General features: G+C 65.3%; 14 protein-coding genes. 3 read left to right on the top strand and 11 right to left on the bottom strand.

Annotation, left to right across the window (positions count from 1 at the left end; translation table 11 throughout):
- Positions 1–189: 189 nt before the first annotated feature.
- From zapE to EHV23_RS05495, 6 genes are all read right to left on the bottom strand, one after another.
- Positions 190–1,293, bottom strand: a complete 1,104-nt coding sequence (gene zapE, locus EHV23_RS05520) for a cell division protein ZapE (protein ID WP_125095049.1) — start codon at positions 1,291–1,293, stop codon at positions 190–192.
- A gap of 200 nt (positions 1,294–1,493) precedes the next feature.
- Positions 1,494–2,948: a dihydrolipoyl dehydrogenase gene (gene lpdA, locus EHV23_RS05515; protein WP_125095048.1), complete on the bottom strand. Its 1,455-nt coding sequence runs from the start codon at positions 2,946–2,948 to the stop codon at positions 1,494–1,496.
- A gap of 18 nt (positions 2,949–2,966) precedes the next feature.
- Positions 2,967–4,241 carry a 2-oxoglutarate dehydrogenase complex dihydrolipoyllysine-residue succinyltransferase gene (gene odhB, locus EHV23_RS05510; RefSeq protein WP_125095047.1) on the bottom strand — a complete coding sequence of 425 codons (1,275 nt, stop codon included), beginning with the start codon at positions 4,239–4,241 and terminating at the stop codon, positions 2,967–2,969.
- A 97-nt stretch (positions 4,242–4,338) separates the two neighbouring features.
- Entirely contained in the window at positions 4,339–7,191 is a 2,853-nt protein-coding gene (locus EHV23_RS05505; protein ID WP_125095046.1) for a 2-oxoglutarate dehydrogenase E1 component, read from the bottom strand.
- Between the two features lie 462 nt (positions 7,192–7,653).
- Positions 7,654–8,043: a chaperone modulator CbpM gene (locus tag EHV23_RS05500; RefSeq protein WP_125095045.1), complete on the bottom strand. Its 390-nt coding sequence runs from the start codon at positions 8,041–8,043 to the stop codon at positions 7,654–7,656.
- A gap of 14 nt (positions 8,044–8,057) precedes the next feature.
- On the bottom strand, positions 8,058–9,077 hold the full coding sequence (locus tag EHV23_RS05495) for a DnaJ C-terminal domain-containing protein (protein WP_125095044.1): 1,020 nt from the start codon (positions 9,075–9,077) through the stop codon (positions 8,058–8,060).
- A 633-nt stretch (positions 9,078–9,710) separates the two neighbouring features.
- Between EHV23_RS05495 and EHV23_RS05490 the strand changes: the two genes are divergently transcribed.
- On the top strand, positions 9,711–11,075 hold the full coding sequence (locus EHV23_RS05490; RefSeq protein ID WP_125095043.1) for an FAD-dependent oxidoreductase: 1,365 nt from the start codon (positions 9,711–9,713) through the stop codon (positions 11,073–11,075).
- 3 nt (positions 11,076–11,078) lie between these two features.
- On the opposite strand, the gene EHV23_RS05485 is transcribed toward EHV23_RS05490, so the two are convergent.
- A complete protein-coding gene (locus EHV23_RS05485; RefSeq protein ID WP_125095042.1) occupies positions 11,079–12,797 on the bottom strand; it encodes an NAD-dependent malic enzyme in 1,719 nt (572 codons plus the stop codon).
- Between the two features lie 59 nt (positions 12,798–12,856).
- Positions 12,857–14,323 (bottom strand): cardiolipin synthase, encoded by a 1,467-nt coding sequence (gene cls, locus EHV23_RS05480; RefSeq protein ID WP_203228884.1) that lies wholly within the window; start codon positions 14,321–14,323, stop codon positions 12,857–12,859.
- A gap of 180 nt (positions 14,324–14,503) precedes the next feature.
- Here cls and EHV23_RS05475 point away from each other — a divergent pair, with 180 nt between their 5' ends.
- Both EHV23_RS05475 and EHV23_RS05470 read left to right on the top strand, forming a co-directional pair.
- Positions 14,504–16,096, top strand: coding sequence for an aspartate:alanine exchanger family transporter (locus EHV23_RS05475; RefSeq protein ID WP_125095041.1), 1,593 nt, complete (start codon positions 14,504–14,506; stop codon positions 16,094–16,096).
- Between the two features lie 323 nt (positions 16,097–16,419).
- Positions 16,420–17,259, top strand: a complete 840-nt coding sequence (locus EHV23_RS05470) for a cysteine hydrolase family protein (RefSeq protein WP_125095040.1) — start codon at positions 16,420–16,422, stop codon at positions 17,257–17,259.
- Positions 17,260–17,513: 254 nt separating this feature from the next.
- On the opposite strand, the gene gltA is transcribed toward EHV23_RS05470, so the two are convergent.
- From gltA to EHV23_RS05455, 3 genes are all read right to left on the bottom strand, one after another.
- Entirely contained in the window at positions 17,514–18,863 is a 1,350-nt protein-coding gene (gene gltA / locus EHV23_RS05465) for a citrate synthase (RefSeq protein ID WP_125095039.1), read from the bottom strand.
- Positions 18,864–18,907: 44 nt separating this feature from the next.
- A complete protein-coding gene (locus EHV23_RS05460) occupies positions 18,908–19,207 on the bottom strand; it encodes a succinate dehydrogenase assembly factor 2 (protein WP_125095038.1) in 300 nt (99 codons plus the stop codon).
- Positions 19,208–19,468: 261 nt separating this feature from the next.
- Positions 19,469–20,191, bottom strand: a complete 723-nt coding sequence (locus tag EHV23_RS05455) for a succinate dehydrogenase iron-sulfur subunit (RefSeq protein WP_125095037.1) — start codon at positions 20,189–20,191, stop codon at positions 19,469–19,471.
- Between the last annotated feature and the right edge of the window lie 2 nt (positions 20,192–20,193).

The following is a 20,193-nucleotide window of genomic DNA, read 5'->3' as shown; positions in this document are numbered from 1 at the left end:
AGCCGACATGGTAACGTCAACGGGCATGGCATGGTGCGCCTGCCTGGGCACGGCGCCTTGTCAGCACATGGCCCGGGCCAGCATGGGGACGAACGAGTCCACGACGCGCGCTGAAGCGACGAAGGTTGCAGGTCGCCAATCCGGGAGGGCGGCACGAATTCAGGACGCTCGCTGGAACGCCCCCTCTCGTCACCCCAACTGGTTGTTCTGGTTCCGCCGCGCTTCGTTGCGGTAGCTGTCCGACTGCATCTCGTGCAGGCGGCTGGCGGTACGCACGAACTCGTGCGCCATGGGGCCGCTGGTGTAGAGCTGGTCGGGCGGGACTTCGGCCGAGATGAACAGGTTGACCTTCTGGTCGTACAGCACGTCGATCAGCCAGGTGAAGCGGCGGGCCTCGGAGGCCATGCGCGAATCCATCTGCGGAACGCCCGACAGCATCACGGTATCGAAGCGGGAGGCGATGTCCAGATAGTCGTTCTGGGAGCGGGCGGTGCGGCAGAGGGTGTCGAAATCGAACCACACCACGTCCCGGCCACGCCGGTGAGCACGCAGCGGGCGGTTCTCGACGGTGAGTTCGGGGCTGTCTTCGTGGCCATCGGTCAGGCGGGCAAAGGCGGCTTCCATGCCGGCGTCGGTGTCGGGGCCGAGCGGGCTGAGGTAGGCCGGAATGCCCTTGATGGTCAGCTGGCGGTAATCGGTGCCCACGTCCACCGACATCACGTCGAGGTTTTTGTTCAGCAGCGCAATGGCGGGCAGGATGGCGTCGCGATGCAGGCCGTCGGGATACAGCCGGTCGGGCACGTAGTTGCTGGTCATGACGAAGACCAGCTGGTGGGCAAAGAGCGCGTGCAGCAGGCGCTCGAGAATCATCGCGTCGGCGATGTCCGAAATATGGAACTCGTCGAAGCAGATGATGGAATAACGCTCCGCTGCACGGCGTGCCACTTCGTCGAGCGGGTTGGCCATGGCCTTGAGCGTTTTCAGCTCCTGGTGCACAGCCCGCATGAATTCATGAAAATGCAGGCGGGTCTTGCGTTCCGTGGGCAGTGCCTCGAAGAAGCAGTCCATCAGGAAGCTCTTGCCGCGCCCCACCCCACCGTACATCCAGACGCCACGGGGGGGCGTTTTGCCGCGTGACATCAGGCGTTTGAGCAGCCCGCCGGGGCGGTTGTCGAAGCCCTGCAGTTCATCTGCCAGCCGCTGCAGCCGTTCGATGGCAGCCAGCTGGGCCGAGTCGGCGGTGTAGCCGCGTTCGGCCAGCTTCGCCTGGTAACGTTCAATGACCGCTGACATGGCAGACGGAGATTCCTTGCATGAAATGAGCCTGCCGCCTGACGTGATGGGGCGGCATGAAACAGACCTGCCTCACGAAGCAAAAGCACCGCATGAGCCAAACCGGCCATCATGACCAGACAGGCGACATGCGGTGCGCGTGTGACATGAAGCAGACTTGCAGGCTGAGAAGACGGTGCGCCAGCGGCGCACCCGGCAACCTACATGTTCAGGGCACGCTTGTCGACGGCCAGCGAGGCTTCGCGCATCACTTCCGACAGCGACGGATGCGGGTGGCAGATGCGGGCGATGTCTTCGGACGAGGCCTTGAACTCCATGGCCACCACGGCTTCGGCGATCAGGTCCGAGGCGCCCATGCCGATGATGTGCACGCCGAGAATTTCATCCGTCCTGTCGTCGGCCAGTACCTTGACGAAGCCGTCGGCGGCCGCCATGCCCAGCGCCCGGCCATTGGCCATGAACGGGAACTGACCGGCTTTGTAGCCTCGGCCCTCGGCCTTGAGCTGGGCTTCGGTCTTGCCCACCCAGGCGATCTCGGGGTTGGAGTAGATGACGAAGGGGATGCAGTTGTAGTCGATGTGCGGCTTCTGGCCGACGATGCGCTCGGCCACGGCCACGCCTTCGTCCTCGGCCTTGTGGGCCAGCATCGGGCCGCGCACCACGTCGCCGATGGCCCAGATGCTGGGCACGGCGCTGCGGCAGTTGTCATCGACCGGGATGAAGCCGCGCTCGTCCACCGACAGGCCCACCGATTCCAGACCCAGGCCATCGGTGTTGGGCACGCGGCCGATCGAGACGATCAGGCGGTCGGACTCGACGCCGTGCTCCTTGCCGTTGGCGTCCTGGTACTGGACGGTGACGCTGCCGCCCTTGCCCCCCTTGCCCGGCGCAACCTTGACGTTGCCGATCTTCACGCCGAACTCGAACTTCAGGCCCTGCTTTTTGAAGAGCTTTTCGGCTTCCTTGCTGACGGCGGCATCGCAGGCGCCCAGGAAGGCCGGGGCCATTTCGAGCACCGTCACGTCGGCCCCCAGACGGCGCCAGACCGACCCCAGCTCCAGGCCGATCACGCCGGCGCCGATGACGGTGAGCTTCTTCGGTACGCTGTCGAAGGCCAGTGCGCCCTCGTTGTCGCACACCAGCACGTTGTCGACCGGTACGTTGGGCAGGTGGCGTGCCTTGGAGCCGGTGGCCACGATGACGTTGCGGGTGGTGAGGATCTCGGGTTCGCCCTCGTCCGGCTGGACCTCGACGCGTACGATGGCATCACCCTCGCGGCTGATGAAGCGGCCATGGCCCTTGACCCAGGTGACCTTGTTCTTGCGGAACAGGTACTCGATGCCCTGGGTCATCTTGCCGACGATGGCGTCCTTGCGGGCGAGCATTTTCGATACGTCGAATTTCACGTCCTTCACGGTGATGCCGTGATCTTCCAGGCCGTGGTGGGCGTGCTCGTAGGATTCGCTGGAGGCCAGCAGCGCCTTCGACGGGATGCAGCCGACGTTCAGGCAGGTACCGCCCAGGGCGGGCTTGCCGGCCGGGTTTTTCCATTTTTCGACGCAGGCCACCTTCAGGCCCAGCTGGGCGGCACGGATGGCGGCAATGTAGCCGCCGGGGCCGGCACCGATGACGACGACGTCAAATTCCTTGGACATGTGCAGTTACCTCCGCAATCACAGGTCGAGCAGCAGACGGGACGGATCTTCCAGCGCGTCCTTGATGGCCACGAGGAACAGCACGGCTTCGCGGCCGTCGATGATCCGGTGGTCGTACGACAGCGCCAGATAGTTGATCGGGCGGATGACGACCTGGCCGTTTTCCACCACCGGGCGCTCTTTCGTGGCGTGCACGCCCAGAATGGCCGACTGCGGCGGGTTGATGATCGGGGTGGACAGCATGGAGCCGAACACACCACCGTTGGAGATGGAGAAGGTACCGCCGCTCAGCTCCTCGATGCCGATCTTGCCGGCCTGGGCGCGCTTGCCGAAGTCACCGATGGTCTGCTCGATCTGGTGGAACGACAGCTGGTCGGCGTTGCGGATGACGGGCACCACCAGGCCACGCGGGGAACCGACGGCCACGCCGATGTCGAAGTAGCCGTGGTAGACGATGTCGTTGCCGTCGATGGAGGCGTTGACGATCGGGAATTTCTTCAGGGCGTGCACGGCGGCTTTCACGAAGAAGCTCATGAAGCCCAGGCGGACACCGTGTTCCTTCTCGAATTTTTCCTGATATTTCTTGCGCAGCGACATCACCGGCTGCATGTTGACCTCGTTGAAGGTCGTCAGGATGGCGTTGGTCTGCTGGGACTGCAGCAGGCGCTCGGCCACACGCTGGCGCAGGCGCGACATCGGCACGCGCTGCTCGGCACGGCCTTCGAGCAGGCCGTTCAGATTGACCGGGACCCTGGCCACCGGCAGTGCAGCCGGAGCGTTGACCGCCGGCAGGGCCGACGGGGTGGCAGCAGCAGGCTGGGCGGTGGCGGCCAGGGCGTCACCCTTGGTGATGCGGCCGTCGCGGCCGGTACCGGCCACCTGCGACGGATCGATGCCCTTCTCGGCCAGCAGCTTGGCGGCAGCCGGCATGGCCGGGCCACCCGTGGCACCGCCGGCTGCCGGGGCAGCGGCCTGGGCCGGTGCGGCAGGCTGGGCGGGCGCCGGGGCCTGGGCTGGAGCGGCTGCCTGCGGCGCAGCGGCGCCGGCCTTGGCTTCGGTGTCGATGGTGGCGATGACTTCGTCGGCCACCACCGTGGCGCCATCACCTTTTTTGATCTCGACGATCACGCCGGCCGACGGGGCGGGCAGCTCCAGCACCACCTTGTCGGTTTCGATGTCGACCAGGTTCTCGTCGCGGGCAACGGCGTCGCCCACCTTCTTGTGCCATTGCAGCAGGGTGGCTTCCGCAACCGATTCGGACAGCTGCGGCACTTTCACTTCGATCTGGGCCATTTGGGAAGAAACTCCAGGGATTTTTGAAAATGGGGATGCGACAGGCAGCACCGGGGCCGGATTGCAGCCGGCACCGGTGTGCTTCACGAAAGGGAAATCAGGCCTTGCCCTTGCCTTTGCCGCCGAGGGCGGTGTCGATCAGCTCCTTGAGCTGGGCAAAGTGTTTGTCGTAGTAGCCGACGGCAGGCGAAGCCGAGGCCGGACGACCGGCGTAGGACAGTTTCTGGCCGTCCTTCAGGGCTTCCTGCAGGTGGTGCTGGATGAAGAACCAGGCGCCCTGGTTCTGCGGCTCGTCCTGGCACCAGACGATCTGCGTGGCGCCGGTATAACGGCCCAGCTCGGCTTCGAAGGCCTTGTGCGGGAACGGGTAGAGCTGCTCGATCCGCACCAGGGCCACGTCGTTCTCCAGCCCGCGGGTACGGCGTTCGGCCACCAGGTCGTAGTAGACACGGCCACTGCAGAACACCACGCGCTTGACCTTCGCCGGATCGGCCACCGTGGTGTCGGCCAGCACGGTCTGGAAGCGGCCATTGGCCAGTTCCTTCAGCGAGGAGACGGCTTCCTTGTGACGCAGCAGCGATTTGGGCGTCATCAGCACCAGCGGCTTGCGGAACGGACGGATCAGCTGGCGGCGCAGTGCATGGAAGATCTGTGCCGGTGTGGTGGGCTGCAGCACCTGCATGTTGTTTTCGGCGCACAGCTGCAGGAAGCGCTCCAGACGGGCCGAGGAGTGCTCCGGCCCCTGCCCTTCGTAGCCGTGCGGCAGCATCAGCGTGAGACCGCAGGCACGGCCCCACTTGGTTTCGCCCGAGGAGATGAACTGGTCGATGACCACCTGGGCGCCGTTGACGAAGTCGCCGAACTGGGCTTCCCAGATCACCAGGCTGTTGGCCTCGGTGGAGGCATAGCCGTATTCGAAGGCCAGCACGGCCTCTTCGGACAGCACCGAGTCGATGACGATGAACTGGGCCTGGTCTTCCGACACATACTGCAGTGGGATGTAGCTGCCCTGGTCGCGCTTCTCGCGGTTCTGGTCATGCAGCACGGCATGGCGGTGCGAGAAGGTGCCGCGGCCCGAATCCTGCCCCGACAGCCGCACCGGGTAGCCGGCGGCCACCAGCGAGGCGAAGGCCAGGTGCTCGGCCATGCCCCAGTCGAGCGGCTGCTCGCCCAGCGCCATGTTGCGGCGGTCGGCAATGACCTTCTGCACCAGCGGGTGCAGCTTGAAGCCTTCGGGCACCTGGGTGATCTTCTCGCCCAGACGCTTCAGTTCGGCCACGGGCAGCCCGGTGTCGGCCGCGTCGGTCCACTTCTTGTTGAGGAACTGGGTCCAGTCGGACGAGAAGCGGCTCTTGTGGCTGGTGATGACCGGATCGACTGTGTGCTTGCCGGCATCCATGGCATCGCGGTAGGCGGTGACCAGCTGGTCGGCGTAGTCCTTGCCGATGGTGCCCTGGGCCTCCAGACGTTCGGCGTACAGCTTGCGGGTGCCCGGATGCACGTTGATGCGCTTGTACATCAGCGGCTGGGTGACCGACGGGGTGTCCTGCTCGTTGTGGCCCAGCTTGCGGAAGCAGACGATGTCGACCACCACGTCCTTGCGGAACTTCATCCGGTAGTCGAGCGCCAGCTGGGTGACGAAGACCACGGCTTCCGGATCGTCACCGTTGACGTGGAACACTGGCGCCTCGATGGACTTGACCACGTCGGTGCAGTAGAGCGTGGAACGCGAGTCGCGCGTGTCGGAGGTGGTGAAGCCGATCTGGTTGTTGATGACCAGATGCACCGTGCCGCGCGTGCCATAGCCGCGGGTCTCGGTGAGGTTGAGCGTTTCCATCACCACGCCCTGGCCGGCAAAGGCAGCATCGCCGTGCACCAGCACCGACAGCACGTCGGAGCCGTTGCGGTCGCCCCGGCGGACCTGGCGGGCCTTGGTCGAACCTTCGACCACCGGGCTGACGATTTCCAAATGCGAGGGGTTGAAGGCCAGCGACAGGTGCATCGGGCCTCCCGGGGTGGAGACGTCGCTGGAAAAGCCCTGGTGGTATTTGACGTCACCGCTGGGCAGATCGGAGGCGTGCTTGCCCTCGAATTCGGCAAACAGGTCCTTCGGCATCTTGCCCAGCACATTGACCAGCAGGTTCAGGCGGCCGCGGTGGGCCGAACCGATGACCATTTCCTGCAGGCCGTGCTTGCCGCCCTCGCGGACCAGCGTGTCCATGGCGGCGATGAAGCTCTCGCCGCCTTCCAGCGAGAAGCGCTTCTGGCCCACGTAACGGGTGTGCAGGTAGCGCTCGAGGCCCTCGGCAGCCGTCAGGCGCTCGAGGATGCGTTTTTTCGTGTCGGCATCGAAGCCGAAACGGCCACGGGCGGTTTCGAGCCGCTCCTGGATCCAGCGCTTGGCGGCCGGATCGGACATGTGCATGAACTCGGCACCGATGGTGCTGCAGTAGGTTTCGCGCAGCGCCTGCAGGATGTCGCGCAGCGGCGCGTTGTCCAGGCCGAAGAAGGTGTTGGCGGCCGAGTAGATGTGGGCGTGATCGCCCTCGGTGAAGCCGTAGAACGACGGCGACAGTTCGGGAATGTCGGGGCGGTCGAGGCGCTTGAGTGGATCGAGGTCGGCGTGGCGCGAGCCCAGCCAGCGGTAGGCGGCGATCAGCTGGGCGACGTGGACCTGCTTGCGGGCCGTTTCGATGTTGCCGCCCATCTGCTGCGGCTGCAGGGCACCGGAACGGGCGCGCTCGGCGAACGACTGGACGATGGGCGCATGGGCCACATCGCGGGTTTCGGTGCTGCCGTCGGAGGCGGGCAGCGACTGCAGGTTGTCGAAGTAGGTACGCCAGGCCTCGTCGACCGAGGCAGGGTTCTGGAGGTAGCTTTCATACAGCTCCTCCACGAAGGGGGCATTGCCGCCGAACAGATAGGAGTTCTGGCGAAAGGCGCTCATCATGTTTGCTTCACCTCAAACGAGTTTCTCGTTGAAAGCTGTGCCGGGCGGTCATCCCGTAGCACATGCGGGCCGAGGCTTTCAGGGCCTGCATGCAGCAACCGGCCGGCCTTTGGAACGTTGAACGTGCTCTGCAGCATCCGGCCACTGGCGGTGCGCAGATGCGTTCAGACCTTCCCGTCCGTCCGGACCAGCGAGACTGAAAAATCAGTTCGCATAATAGCACCGTGAGTACGGTCTTTTGGCCGCCCGACGGGTGGCCGTCTCATGGTTTTCCCCTAGGAACCCTCGGCAAAGGTCTGTGAGCGCTTTGAGCCCAGGATCGGGATGAGCCAGAAGGCATCATCCTTCGGCAATGGCAGGGCCATTGGCAGCAAATGGCAACGCCGGATCGCCCGGGCATGGGAATCGAAGCGCCGCAGGATTTTTGCAAAGGGTTCCGGTTTTCATGGTGAAACGCGCTGCTCAGCGCCGCTGGCCCAGCAGGGCACGGAGCTGCTGCACCTCTTCCATCAGGTCGGCCGTCAGGGCGGCCAGCTGCGGATCGGCGTCGAAGGTGCGCTCCAGGTCGGCGATGCGACGGGTGCGGACGATGCCGTGCCCGGAAAAGCGCCACGCCTGCACGTCACGGCCAGGCGGCTGCGAGGCGGGGGCGCTGTCCCCTGCCCCGACCGGCTGGCCGGTGCCCTCCGGCATGGCGCCCGGTGCGCCGGCATCGGGGTGCACCACGCCCCCCTGCACCCGCTGCACGATCCAGGTCTCGGTGACGTTGCAGGCCTGGGCAAACTGCGTGATGGTCAGGCTGTGGTGTTCCAGCACGTCGATTGTGTGCTGCCCGGAAGTGTTGCTGTTCATGCTGCACGCTCCTTTCAGGTCGTCGGGTTGCCGAAGGCCTTCGCCAGGGCGGCGTAGGCGTCACGCTGGGCATCGGTGTCGGGGACCGGCACCCGGATGTCGAGCACCAGATACAGGTCGCCCGGTTCCTTCGCGGGCAGTCCCTTGCCGCGGATGCGCAGCTTGCGGTCCGGCTGGCTGCCGGCGGGCACGTTGATCTCGAAGGTACCGGCCAGCGTCTGGAACTCGACCGGGCCGCCCAGTGCCGCCTGCCAGGGCGTGACGTAGACCTGCTGGTACACGTCCTTGCCCTCGGTGTGCCAGTGGCTGTCGTGCACGAACCTCACCTGCAGCAGCAGGTCGCCGGGGGCGCCCTTGCCGATGCCGGGCTGGCCCTTGCCGGCCAGGCGGATCATCTGGCCCTCGCGCACACCTTTCGGGATGTTCACCTCCAGCTCGCGCACCCGTTCGTGGGCGTGGCCCTGATCGTCCAGCTCCACCGTGCGCAGCGCCAGCATGCGCGTGGTGCCGCTGTAGCTCTCCGGCACCGTCAGCTCGATGGTTGCATGCTGGTCGGAGCCACGCATGTCACGTCGCTGGCCGCCGCCCTGCCGGAACGCCTGGCCGCGGCCGAACAGCTCCTCGAAGAAGCCGCTGTAGTCGCCGCTGTCGTTGAAGTGCTCGCCCCCGCCGAAGCCACCGAAACCCTGGCTGCTGCCGGCCGAATGGCCGAAGCCGTGCGCTCCCGCCTGGCCGAAACCGCCGGCATCGTCGAAGTTGCCGTAGGCCCGGGCACCCTGCCAGCCCGGCGGCGGGCGGAACCCGCCCTGCTGGAACTGGCTGGCATCGCCCAGCTGGTCGTAGGCCGCGCGCCGCTCCGGGTCGGACAGCACCGTATTGGCCTCGTTGATCTCGGACATGCGCTCGGCGGCATCCGGTTCCTTGCTGACATCGGGGTGGTACTTGCGCGCCAGCCGCCGGTAGGCCTTCTTGATATCGTCGGCGCTGGCCTGTTTGTCCACGCCGAGGATCTTGTAGTAATCCTTGTAGTCCACTCGAACTCCTGCGGTTGTCCGGGGGCCACTGCCAGCCCCCGTGCTGGCACCGATTGTGACGCATATTCACGGTCGGGGGAAAACCGTGGGGGTATCGGGATGGGGACGCAATCATGCCGGGTCTGGCTGGCCGAAGCCCCGGTTGTCCGGGGCATGAACAGGGTAGCGAGGTGCAGGCAGGCCCACCACGCACGCCATGCCCGGATCGCATCCCGCGTGCGTGGCGTGAAATGCTTGCCCGGGCGATTCAGAGAGACCGTCGGCGGTGTGCCGTGTGTCAGGCGCGCCAAAGGATTCACGGCCTGACACACCGGCCACTGTCGCTCATCCCGCCGATGCGGCCGATCATCGGTTCGCAGGCACGAGGGGACAGGATCCGGAACGTGCGGTTAAACCGGCGAAGGGGATATGCCGCTATCTTTGACCCCATGCTGTTACCGGGTTGCCAGCGGGCGCGTTCGTTTCGCAACGGCGCCGTGCTGACATGCACACGCTGCGGCATGCCTGTGGGGCATCGATCAGTTTGCGTGCCATGGATTCGCATCACGCTGCGGTGTGCCCATGGGACAGGCAGATGTTCCGCAACCCGGTAACTCCCCTTCTTCTTTTCTTCGGATTCTTTCCCGGTTCATCATGCAAACACTCTCCACCCAGAACCTGATCATCGGCTTTGGCAAGGCCGGCAAGACACTGGCGGCCGATCTGGCCCAGCACGGCCAGGACGTGATCCTGGTCGAGGCTTCCGACCAGATGTATGGCGGCACCTGCATCAACATCGGCTGCATCCCTTCCAAGAAACTGCTGGTGGAAGGCCAGCGCCGCGCGGCCTGCGCCGACAGTGGCGATGCCGTGTTCTGCGCCGCCATGCAGGCCAAGAACGGCCTGATCCCCAAACTGCGTGCCGCCAACTTCGCCAAACTGGACAACATGGAGAAGGTGCGCGTGATCAACGCCCGTGCCCGCTTCATCGATGCGCAGACGGTGAGCATCACCGGTGCCGTAGGCAATGCCGGTGAACAGGGCGAGCGGCAGATCCGGGCCGAACGCATCTTCATCAACACCGGCAGCGTGCCGGCCGTGCCGCCGATTCCGGGGGTGGACGGTGCCCGCGTGTACGACAGCACCGGCATCCTGTCGCTGGCCGAACGCCCGAAGCGCATGGTGATCGTGGGGGGCGGCTACATCGGGCTGGAATTTGCCTTCATGTACCGCGCCTTCGGGACCGAGGTGACCATTCTGGACAACCTCGACGAATTCCTGCCGCGCGAGGACCGCGACATCGCCGGCGAGATGCGCCGCATTCTGGAAGCGCGTGGCGTGAAGATCCAGCTGGGCGTGAAGGTCGAGCGCTTCGACAATACGGCCACCGAAACCACGGTGGTGACCAGCGGCGGTTCGTTTGCTGCGGACGCCGTGCTGCTGGCCACCGGGCGCCGTGCCAATACACAGGGTCTGGATCTGGAGAAGGCCGGTGTGCGCGTGGACGCCCGCGGCTTCATCGAGGTGGACGACCACCTGCATGCCACGCCGCACATCTGGGCCATGGGCGATGTGGCCGGCAGCCCGCAGTTCACCTACATCTCGCTGGACGACTACCGCATCGTGCGTGACGAGCTGCTGGGCGAAGGCCGTCGCAGCCGTCGTGACCGGGCCATCTTCCCGACCGCCGTGTTCACCAATCCGCCGCTGGGTCACATCGGCATGACCGAAACGGCCGCCCGCAAGGCCGGCCGCAACGTGAAGGTCAGCACCCTGAAGGCCGAGGCCATTCCCAAAGCCAAGGTGCTGGGCCAGACCGATGGGCTGCTCAAGGCCGTGGTCGATGCCGGTTCGGGCGAGATCCTGGGGGTAACGCTGCTGTGCGCCGAGGCCCACGAGATCATCAACCTGTTCAAGATGGCCATCGACAACCGCGTGCCGGCCGGCTACGTGCGCAGCCAGATCTTCACGCACCCGACCATGGCCGAGGCGCTGAACGACCTGTTTGCGCCGTTCTGAGGATCACGAACGGTACACCGGCTGCCACATGGCGTCCTGCACGGCCTGGACCCAGTTGTCGGCCGGTTTCGTGGCCACCCCGTCGGCCACCGCCTGTTTCGCGACCGCGACGGCCACCGTGGCGGACGAGGCGCGCAGGTTGTCCACCGGCGGCAGCAGCGAAGCACCCAGATCCTGCGGATCGACCTGCGAGGCCACCGCTTCGGCTGCGGCCAGCAGCATGCCGTCGGTCACGTGCTTCGCCCCCGAGACGATCACGCCCAGCCCCAGTCCCGGATAGAGCAGTGCATTGTTGCCCTGACCGATGTGAAAGGCCGTGCCGTTGTACTGCACCGGTGGCAGCGGAATGCCGGTGGCCATCAGCGCCCTGCCCTCCGACCACGGAATGGCCTCCGAGGGCATGACCTCGATCTTCTCGGTGGGGTTGGACAGCGGCAGCAGGATGGGGCGTTCCACACCGGCAGCCAGGGCCTTTACCACGTCTTCAGTGAAGGCACCGTGATCCGTGGAGGTGCCGATCAGGATGGTCGGTTTCACCCGTTTGACCACTTCCAGCAGGCCGATTTTTCCAGCGGCCGGATTGCCGCCCTGATGGCCGGCACCGGCATGACCCGCGCTTGCCGCATGTTCATGACCGTTATCACCGGACCGACCCTCCCGCGCCCATGATGCCACCTCGGCGGCGGGCCGGGCATAGGCCTGCTGGTAGTTGGGCAGGTTCGGCATGTCGTCGGTGACCAGACCATTGCGGTCGATCAGCCAGACGCGTTTTCTGGCCTCCTCACGCGACAGCCCTTCGCGCTGCATGGCGGCGCTGATCTGGTCGGCCATGCCGGTGCCGGCGGTACCGGCCCCATAGACCACCAGCCGCTGGTCGGCAAAGCGCTGCTTCGTCACCTTCAGGCCAGAAATGACGGCCGCCATCACGATGGCGCCGGTACCCTGCATGTCGTCGTTGAAGATGCGGTATTTCTCGCGGTTCTCCACCAGGATGCGGCGGGCGTTGGCGGGGCCGAAATCCTCGAAATGCAGCAGCGCCTGCGGATACAGTTCGCTGGCCACCTTCAGGTATTCGGCAATCAGGGCATCGTATTTCTCGCCACGCACCCGGGCATGGCGGTTGCCCAGATAGGCCGGATCGTTGAGCAGGGCCTCGTTGTCGGTACCCACGTCCAGATTGACCGCAATGACACGGGCCGGGTCGATGCCGGCCGCTGCCGTGTAGACGGCCAGCTTGCCCACCGAAATGTCGGTGCCATTCACCCCCCAGTCGCCGATTCCCAGAATCTCTTCGGCATCCGAGACGACGATCAGGTCCACATCACCGGCCCCCAGGCCGGTCGCCCCGAACGAGGCGCGAATGTTTTCGGGGTGATTCACGTCCAGATACACGGCGCGCGAGCGACGATAGTCGCGGCTCCATTTCTTGATGGCCTCGCCCACGGTCGGGTCGTAGACCACGGGCAGCATCTCGGCCAGATGGTCGGCCAGCAGCCGGTAGTAGAGCACCTCGTTGCGGTTGTGCAGCTGGTCGAGAAAGATGTATTTCTCCATGTTCTTTTCGTAGCTGCTGTACTGCCGGTAGGCGCGGGCGGCCTGCTGGTCGAGGGTTTCCACCGCCACGGGCAGCAGACCGGTCAGGCCGTATTTTTTTCGCTCTTCCTGGGTGAAGGCCGTGCCCTTGTTGGTGAGCGGGTTGGTGAGGATGTCGTGATCATGCATGGTGTCCTCCTGTGTATTCCCTGACGGGTGTCCGCCGTCGGGCTTTCGTTGATGGGGGTCTACAGCAACGGACTGACCAGCCGCACGCAGCGTTCGATGAAGCGCTGGATGCGGGGCGGATGCTGGGCAATGTCCGGCGCCTCGCTGTGCGCCAGATAATGATCGAGCAGCGCCCGGATGGTGGCCACCGTCTCGGGCGTGTAGATGGCCAGGCTCAGCTCCAGATTGAGGTAGAAGCTGCGCATGTCCATGTTGACGGTGCCAAAGAGCGCGAAGCTGTCGTCGATCACCACCGCCTTGGTATGCAGCAGGCCGCCGTCGAACAGCATCAGCTGCACGCCGGCATCCAGCAGTGGCTGGTAGTAGGTGCGGCTGGCATAGCGCACCAGGCGCGAATCGACATGGCGCGGCACGATCAGCGTGACCTGCACGCCCCGCCGTGCCGTCATGACCAGCGTGTTGAGCAGCGCATCGTCCGGCACGAAGTACGGGGTGCTGATCACCACCCGTTCCTGCGCCACGTTCAGCGCATTGGTGATCACGTCGTAGACCAGCGCCGCGTCGCCACCGGGCTGGGAGGGAATCACCTGCATCAGCGTGCCGCCGGTGGAGGGCTCCACCAGCGGCGGCATCTTTTCCACATAGCCGGCCAGCTGCTCCAGCGTGGCCGACAGGTTGTGGGCATTTTCCACGGCCCAGTCGCCGTAGAAGACCGCTGCCAGCTCCTGGGCTACCAGGCCCTCGCAGCGCATCACGGCATCCACCCACTGGCCCACGCCGGCATTCTGCTTGAAGAGCGCCGGGTCCACCAGGTTGTAGCTGCCGGTGTAGGCCACCCGGTAGTCGACGATCAGCAGCTTGCGGTGGTTGCGCACGTCGCTGCGTACCCAGAACGATTTGAGCAGCCCCACCGGCAGTGCGCGGGTCACTTCCACGCCTGCGCCACGCAGGCGGGCCGGCCAGCCCGAGCGCCAGAATGCGGCACTGCCCAGGGCATCGGCCAGCAACTGGCAGCGCACGCCCCGCCCGGCTGCCTGCATCAGGGCCTGCAGCACGGCTTCGACACGGCCACTGCCCTCGACGATGTAGAAGGCCATCAGGCAGGTGCGTTGCGCCGCGCGGATGTCGGCAATGAAGGCCTGCAGGATGGCGTCGGTGTCGGACAGCAGCCGGGTGTGGTTGCCGCCCGTGGCCACGTAGCCGGAATCGGCGCGCACCAGATGGGCGATCTGCCGGAACCGCGTTTCACAGACCGGATCGGTCTGGGGCGGCAGGAAACGGTCGGCAAACGCGCCGTGAAAGCTCACCAGCTCGGCCCGCCGCCGGGCCCTGGCCTGCCCCAGTCGCGGCTCGCCGATCAGCAGATACGCCAGTACCCCTACCAGCGGAAAGGCGAACAGCACCGTCAGCCAGGCCAGGGCTGCACTGCTGGCCCGCCGGGAATAGATGACGCGCAGGGCCAGCGTCAGCGCCAGCAGAAAGTGAAACAAGACGAGCGCGTTGGCCAGACTGGAACTGGTCATCATCGAAGGTGCAGGCCGTGCCGGCCGGGGGAACAGGACTGCAGGCCAGTATAGCGGCAGTGGTGCCTTTGGGCGTCGGGATACCGTGCCCGCCCCACCTGCACGCACGGCCATCCCCCCGCAACGGACGGATATCGTTCACAATATTCAAGGTTCGAGAATGATCTCCGGGAGATCCACCTGATGACCGAGTTGGCCGACTTTCTCACTGCCCAGCCGATGCTGGCGCTGTTTGCAACCATCGCGCTGGGCCACATGGCCGGTGCGGTCAGTATCCGCGGCTTCTCGCTGGGTTCGGGGGCCGTGCTGTTCGTGGCGCTGGCCGTCGGCGCCTTTGCGCCGGGGGCGGCCATGCCGTCCAGCATGGGGGCGCTGGGCCTGCTGCTGTTCCTGTACGGGGTCGGTCTGGCCTACGGCAAGCAGTTCTTCGACGGGCTGACCAGTCCGCTGGGGCTCAAGGCCAATGCGGCATCGGTGATCGGCGTGCTGATCATGGCGGTGATGACGGTAGCCTCGATCTGGCTGTTCCCCGATGCCTCGCTACCCGAGACACTGGGTGTATTTGCCGGTGCCGGCACCAGCACCTCCTCGCTGCAGGCGGCCATGGCGCTGACCGGCGACAACCTGCCCGCCACCGGCTACTCGGTGGCCTACCCGTTCGGCGTGGCCATCCCCATTCTGGTGATCGGCCTGTACAACGCGGTGTTTCGCCCAAAAATTGCGCCGCAGGAGCGGATTTCGCTGAAGATGTACGCCGTTCGCATCGAGAACGGCTATGTGGTGGGCAAGACGCTGCACGATCTGGCCGGCTGGCTGCCGGACGGTGTGGCGGCCTCCACGGTCTACCGCGATGGCGAGGCCCACTCGGCCGAGGTCCACGGTCCGCTGCAGCTGGGCGACGTGGTGCTGATCACCGGGGTGGACACCGAACAGATGCTCAAGGCCGAGCAGATGCTGGGCGTGCACGTGGGCGACACCTTTCGCCGCAGCCATGGCGAGCTGGACTATCTGCGGCTGTTCGTGTCGAACACCAAGCTGGCCGGGCTGACCATCCGCGAGGTCAAGAAGCTTCTGAAGGTGGAAACGAGCTTCCTGCACGTGCGCCGGGTGGATGAGGACATCAGCGTCACGCTCGATTCCACGCTGGAGATCGGCGACCAGATCGGCGTGCTGGCGCACATCGAGGACATTCCGGAACTGCGCCGCGTGTTCGGCGACTCAGTGCGGGCCAGTGGCGAGATCAGCTTCATCGGCATTGGTGTGGGCGTTGCGCTGGGTCTGGGCCTCGGGGCCATTCCCATTTCCCTGCCGGGCGTGAGCTTTGCGCTGGGCTTTGCCGGGCTGCTGCTGGTGGCCCTCTATCTGGGCAAGATCCGCAGCACCGGGCGGCTGACCTGGACGATGCCGGTGCCGGCCAACCTGGCGCTGCGCAACTTCGGTCTCTCGCTCTTTCTGGCACAGGTGGGCATGTCGTCGGGCAAGACCTTCGTGGAAACGGTCAGCCACAGCGGGCTGTACCTGCTGCTGGGCATCGTGTTCGTCACGGTGCTGAGCCTGACGGTGCTGCTGATCTGCCTGTACGTGTTCAAGCTGCCCTTCGACATGGCGGCCGGCATCATGTCGGGTGCCACCGGCAACCCGGCCATCATCGCCTTCACCAGCCGCACGCTGGGCACCGACAAGCCGGACATCGGCTACGCGATGATCTTCCCGTCGATGACCATCCTGAAGATCGTGGTGATCCACGTGATCGGGGCCATCATGGGAGGCGGATGAAGGTCACGGTCCTGTCCGAAGGGAGACCCCCAGCGTGACTGTGCTGGCAGCGCCTCCCGAACCATGGGGATCATGCGGTTCTGCTGCGCCTTGTTCCGTGCGCCCCAAAGGCGTTTCACGAGGACAGAGGAGTCCCTGATACGCTCAGGGTGGATTGGCGTATCCAGCTCGTTTTCCCGGCCCGTTTGGGCAGGGCACTTCTGTCAGGGCATGCGTTCTCCGGGGTGCGTTTCCGTTTCATGACACGGGGCCGGGCCGACGGACGGCAACAGCGGGCCGGATGCTTCCCGTAAAATGGAAGTCCCTTTCGTGACAGGGTTGCCATGACAGCGTCCAATCTCGTCCTGATCATCGATGCGCAGAAGGATTTCTGCGACATTCCCGCCAGTGTGTCCGGGGTGACCGGTGAAATGGTCTATCCCGCCCTGCCCGTGATGGGCGCCCATGCCGACATGCAGCGTCTGGGCGCATGGCTAGAGGGCAATGCGGCCCGCATCGATGACATCGTGCTGACGATGGATTCGCACCAGTATTACGACATTGCCCACCCCACCTTCTGGCGCACGGCCAGGGGGGGCGAGGTGGCACCGTTCACGCCCATTCCGGCAGCCGACATGCGGGCGGGACGCTTTCGCCCGGCCGATCCGGCGCTGCACGAACGCGCGCAGGCCTATCTGGACGAACTGGAAGCCCGGGGCCGCTATACGCACATGGTCTGGCCGGTGCATTGTGAAATTGGCAGCTGGGGACACGGCCTGCACCCGGTGGTGCTGGAATCGGTGCAGCACTGGCAGCAGCAGCGCAGCCGGGCCGTTACCACGGTATTCAAGGGCATGCACCCGCTGACCGAACACTACAGTGCGCTGCGTGCCGAGGTGCCCGACCCGGCCGATCCGGCTTCGCAGCTCAACACGGCACTGGTCGGGCGCATTGCCGATGCCGGCGGCCAGGTGGTGGTGGCCGGCGAGGCCAGCACCCACTGCGTGGCAGCCACGATGCGGGATCTGTTCGAGGTGCTGCCGAAGGAGCACCTGGCGCGCTTCGTGCTGCTGACCGACTGCATGAGCCCGGTGGCAAACTTCGAGGCCGCGCATCTGGCCTTTCTGGAAGAGGCCGCCCTGCATGGCGTGCGGCTGGAGACCAGCCGCAATTTCGGGTTGTAAGGTTCGGGATCGTTCGGGAGCCCCCTTACCCGGGCTTTGACGGACAGAGCAAAAAACGCCAGCGCGGCAAGGGATGAGTCCCTGACACGCGCTGGCGTTCTCTGTTTTCCGGCCGGGTATCTGGTCGGAGGGGCTGGAGCGGAGAGTTTCACCGTCGGCCCATGGCGCTGCAGTGGGGCGAAAAATTGCTCCGGACTGCAACTGCCCCGCTGGCCGGGGCAGCGCACGAATGTGCCCTGCCCCGGCGCCCGCGCTCAGTGCGGCGAGGCTTCCCAGCTGTAGGTGACCGTCTTGGTGGACGGTGTGGTGATCGGCCGCCGGGTCTGGCCGATGTAGAGCTGGCGCGGCCGGCCGATCTTCTGGTCGGGATCGCCCAGCATTTCGCTCCACTGCGCAATCCAGCCCACGGTGCGGGCCAGCGCAAAGATGCAGGTGAACATGCTGGTGGGGATGCCCATGGCGCGCTGCACGATGCCCGAGTAGAAGTCGACGTTCGGGTACAGCTTGCGCGAGACGAAGTAATCGTCTTCGAGGGCGATCTTTTCCAGCGCCATGGCCAGCTTGAAGAGCGGATCGTTGCCGAGGCCCAGCTCCTGCAGCACCTCGGCGCAGGTTTCCTGCATCAGCTTGGCGCGCGGGTCGTAGTTCTTGTAGACCCGGTGGCCGAAGCCCATCAGCTTGACGCCCGATTCCTTGTCCTTCACCTTCTTGATGAACTCGCCGATTTTCTCGACCCCGCCCTGGGCGAGCAGGTCTTCGAGCATGACGAGTGCCGCCTCGTTGGCCCCACCGTGGGCAGGCCCCCACAGTGTGGCAATGCCGGCCGCAATGCAGGCAAACGGGTTGGCGCCCGACGAGCCGGCCAGACGCACCGTGGAGGTGGAGGCATTCTGCTCGTGGTCGGCGTGCAGGATCAGGATGCGGTCCAGCGCGCGCACCAGCACCTCATTGGGCACGTACTCGTCGCAGGGCGTCGAGAACATCTGGTGCATGAAGTTGGCAGCGTAGCTCAGCTTGTTGCGCGGATAGGCAAAAGGCTGGCCCTGCGAGTACTTGTAGGCCATGGCCACCAGCGTCGGCATCTTGGAGATGAGGCGGATGGAAGCCACATGACGGTGCTCGGCCTGCGTGATGTCGAGCGAGTCATGGTAGAAGGCAGCCAGCGCGCCCACACAGGCCACCAGCACCGACATCGGGTGAGCGTCACGCCGGAAGCCGCTGAAGAAGCGCACCATCTGCTCGTGCACCATGGTGTGGTGCGTGACGACGTAGTCGAAGTCGGCCTTTTCCTCGGGGGTGGGCAGCTCGCCCTTGAGCAGCAGGTGACAGACGTCCAGGTAGTCGCAGTGGCGTGCCAGATCCTCGATGGCGTAGCCCCGGTACAGCAGCTCGCCCTTGGCGCCGTCGATGTAGGTGATGGCCGATTCGCAGGCGCCGGTGGACATGAAGCCCGGATCGAAGGTGAACTTGCCGGTGCTGGCGTAGAGCTTGCGGATGTCAATGACGTCCGGCCCCGTGGTTCCCCGGTAGACGGGGAATTCGGCACCGGCGGAACCGTCCGAAAACGACAGCGAGGCAGTGTAGGCGGTCTTTGAGGTTGTCATTGGTATCTCTTCCAGGTTGATGGACTCGGGGCTGCTGCGGCACCTCAGAGGGTGCGGATCTCTGCGAGCAGCGCGACGATATCCGGCGTGGCCAGCTCGCCCTCGGGCTCGGTCCGTCCCAGGATCAGGTCGAGAAGCACCGGATCGGTCAGGTCGAGCAGCCGGTCGAGCGCGGCGATCTCGGATTCGAGAAAGCCCTGCCCGGCAGCGCGGCTGTCCAGCAGACGATTGAGCAGGATGTCGTTTTCGAGCAGGCCGCGCCGGGTTCGCCAGCGCAGACGGCGGTAACGGGCAGCTGCATCGTCGCCGGTATCTGGAAGTGAATTGTGACTGATGGCAGGCATTAACGGTTTCCCTAGCTTGCGTACACAGGGTGCATCTGGCTTTCCGGCAGTCTGGCGCGTGTCATGGACTCAAGCGTCATCGACGCATGCATGTCCGCGAGACCCCATGACACGATCCGGCGTCGCTGGCTCGTCCGGCCTCGCAGGGTCAGTGTGAGCCCTCGACAACCTCCGGTGTCGCCGGGTCGGCGAGACGCCATGACAGACCCAGGCCCCCTGGGTCAGCGAAAGTCCATGACGCGCGCCGGCGCCCCCGGGGGATCAGACGGTACGGCGGACCATCAGTTCCTTGATCTTGCCGATGGCGCGCGTGGGGTTCAGACCCTTCGGGCACACGTCGACGCAGTTCATGATGGTGTGGCAGCGGAACAGGCGATACGGGTCTTCGAGGTTGTCCAGACGCTCGGAGGTGGCCTGGTCGCGCGTATCGGCCAGGAAGCGGTAGGCAGCCAGCAGGCCGGCCGGACCGACGAACTTGTCGGGGTTCCACCAGAACGACGGGCAGGAGGTGGAACAGCAGGCGCACAGGATGCACTCGTACAGGCCGTCCAGTTCCTCGCGGTCGACCGGCGATTGCAGACGCTCCTTCTCGGGGGGCGGCGTGTCGTTGATCAGGTAGGGCTTGATCGACTCGTACTGTTTGAAGAACTGCGTCATGTCGACGATCAGGTCGCGAACGACCGGCAGGCCGGGCAGCGGCTTGAGCACCACCGGTTCCTTGAGCGTCTTGAGGTTGGTGATGCAGGCCAGGCTGTTCTTGCCGTTGATGTTCATGGCGTCGGAACCACAGACGCCCTCGCGGCAGGAGCGACGGAAGGCAAAGCTCTCGTCGGACTGGGCCTTGATGCGCATCAGCGCATCGAGCAGCATCTTGTCGGTGGGTAGCAGCTCCACTTCCAGATCCTGCATGTAGGGTTTCTGATCCTTGTCCGGATCGAAGCGATAGATGGAGAATTTCATTCTCCGGGTATTCGTGTTGGCCATGA

This window comes from Lautropia dentalis, assembly GCF_003892345.1.
Taxonomy (GTDB): domain Bacteria; phylum Pseudomonadota; class Gammaproteobacteria; order Burkholderiales; family Burkholderiaceae_E; genus Lautropia; species Lautropia dentalis.
Note: the sequence above shows the minus strand (reverse complement) of the source record. Positions and strands in the feature narration are given on the sequence as shown.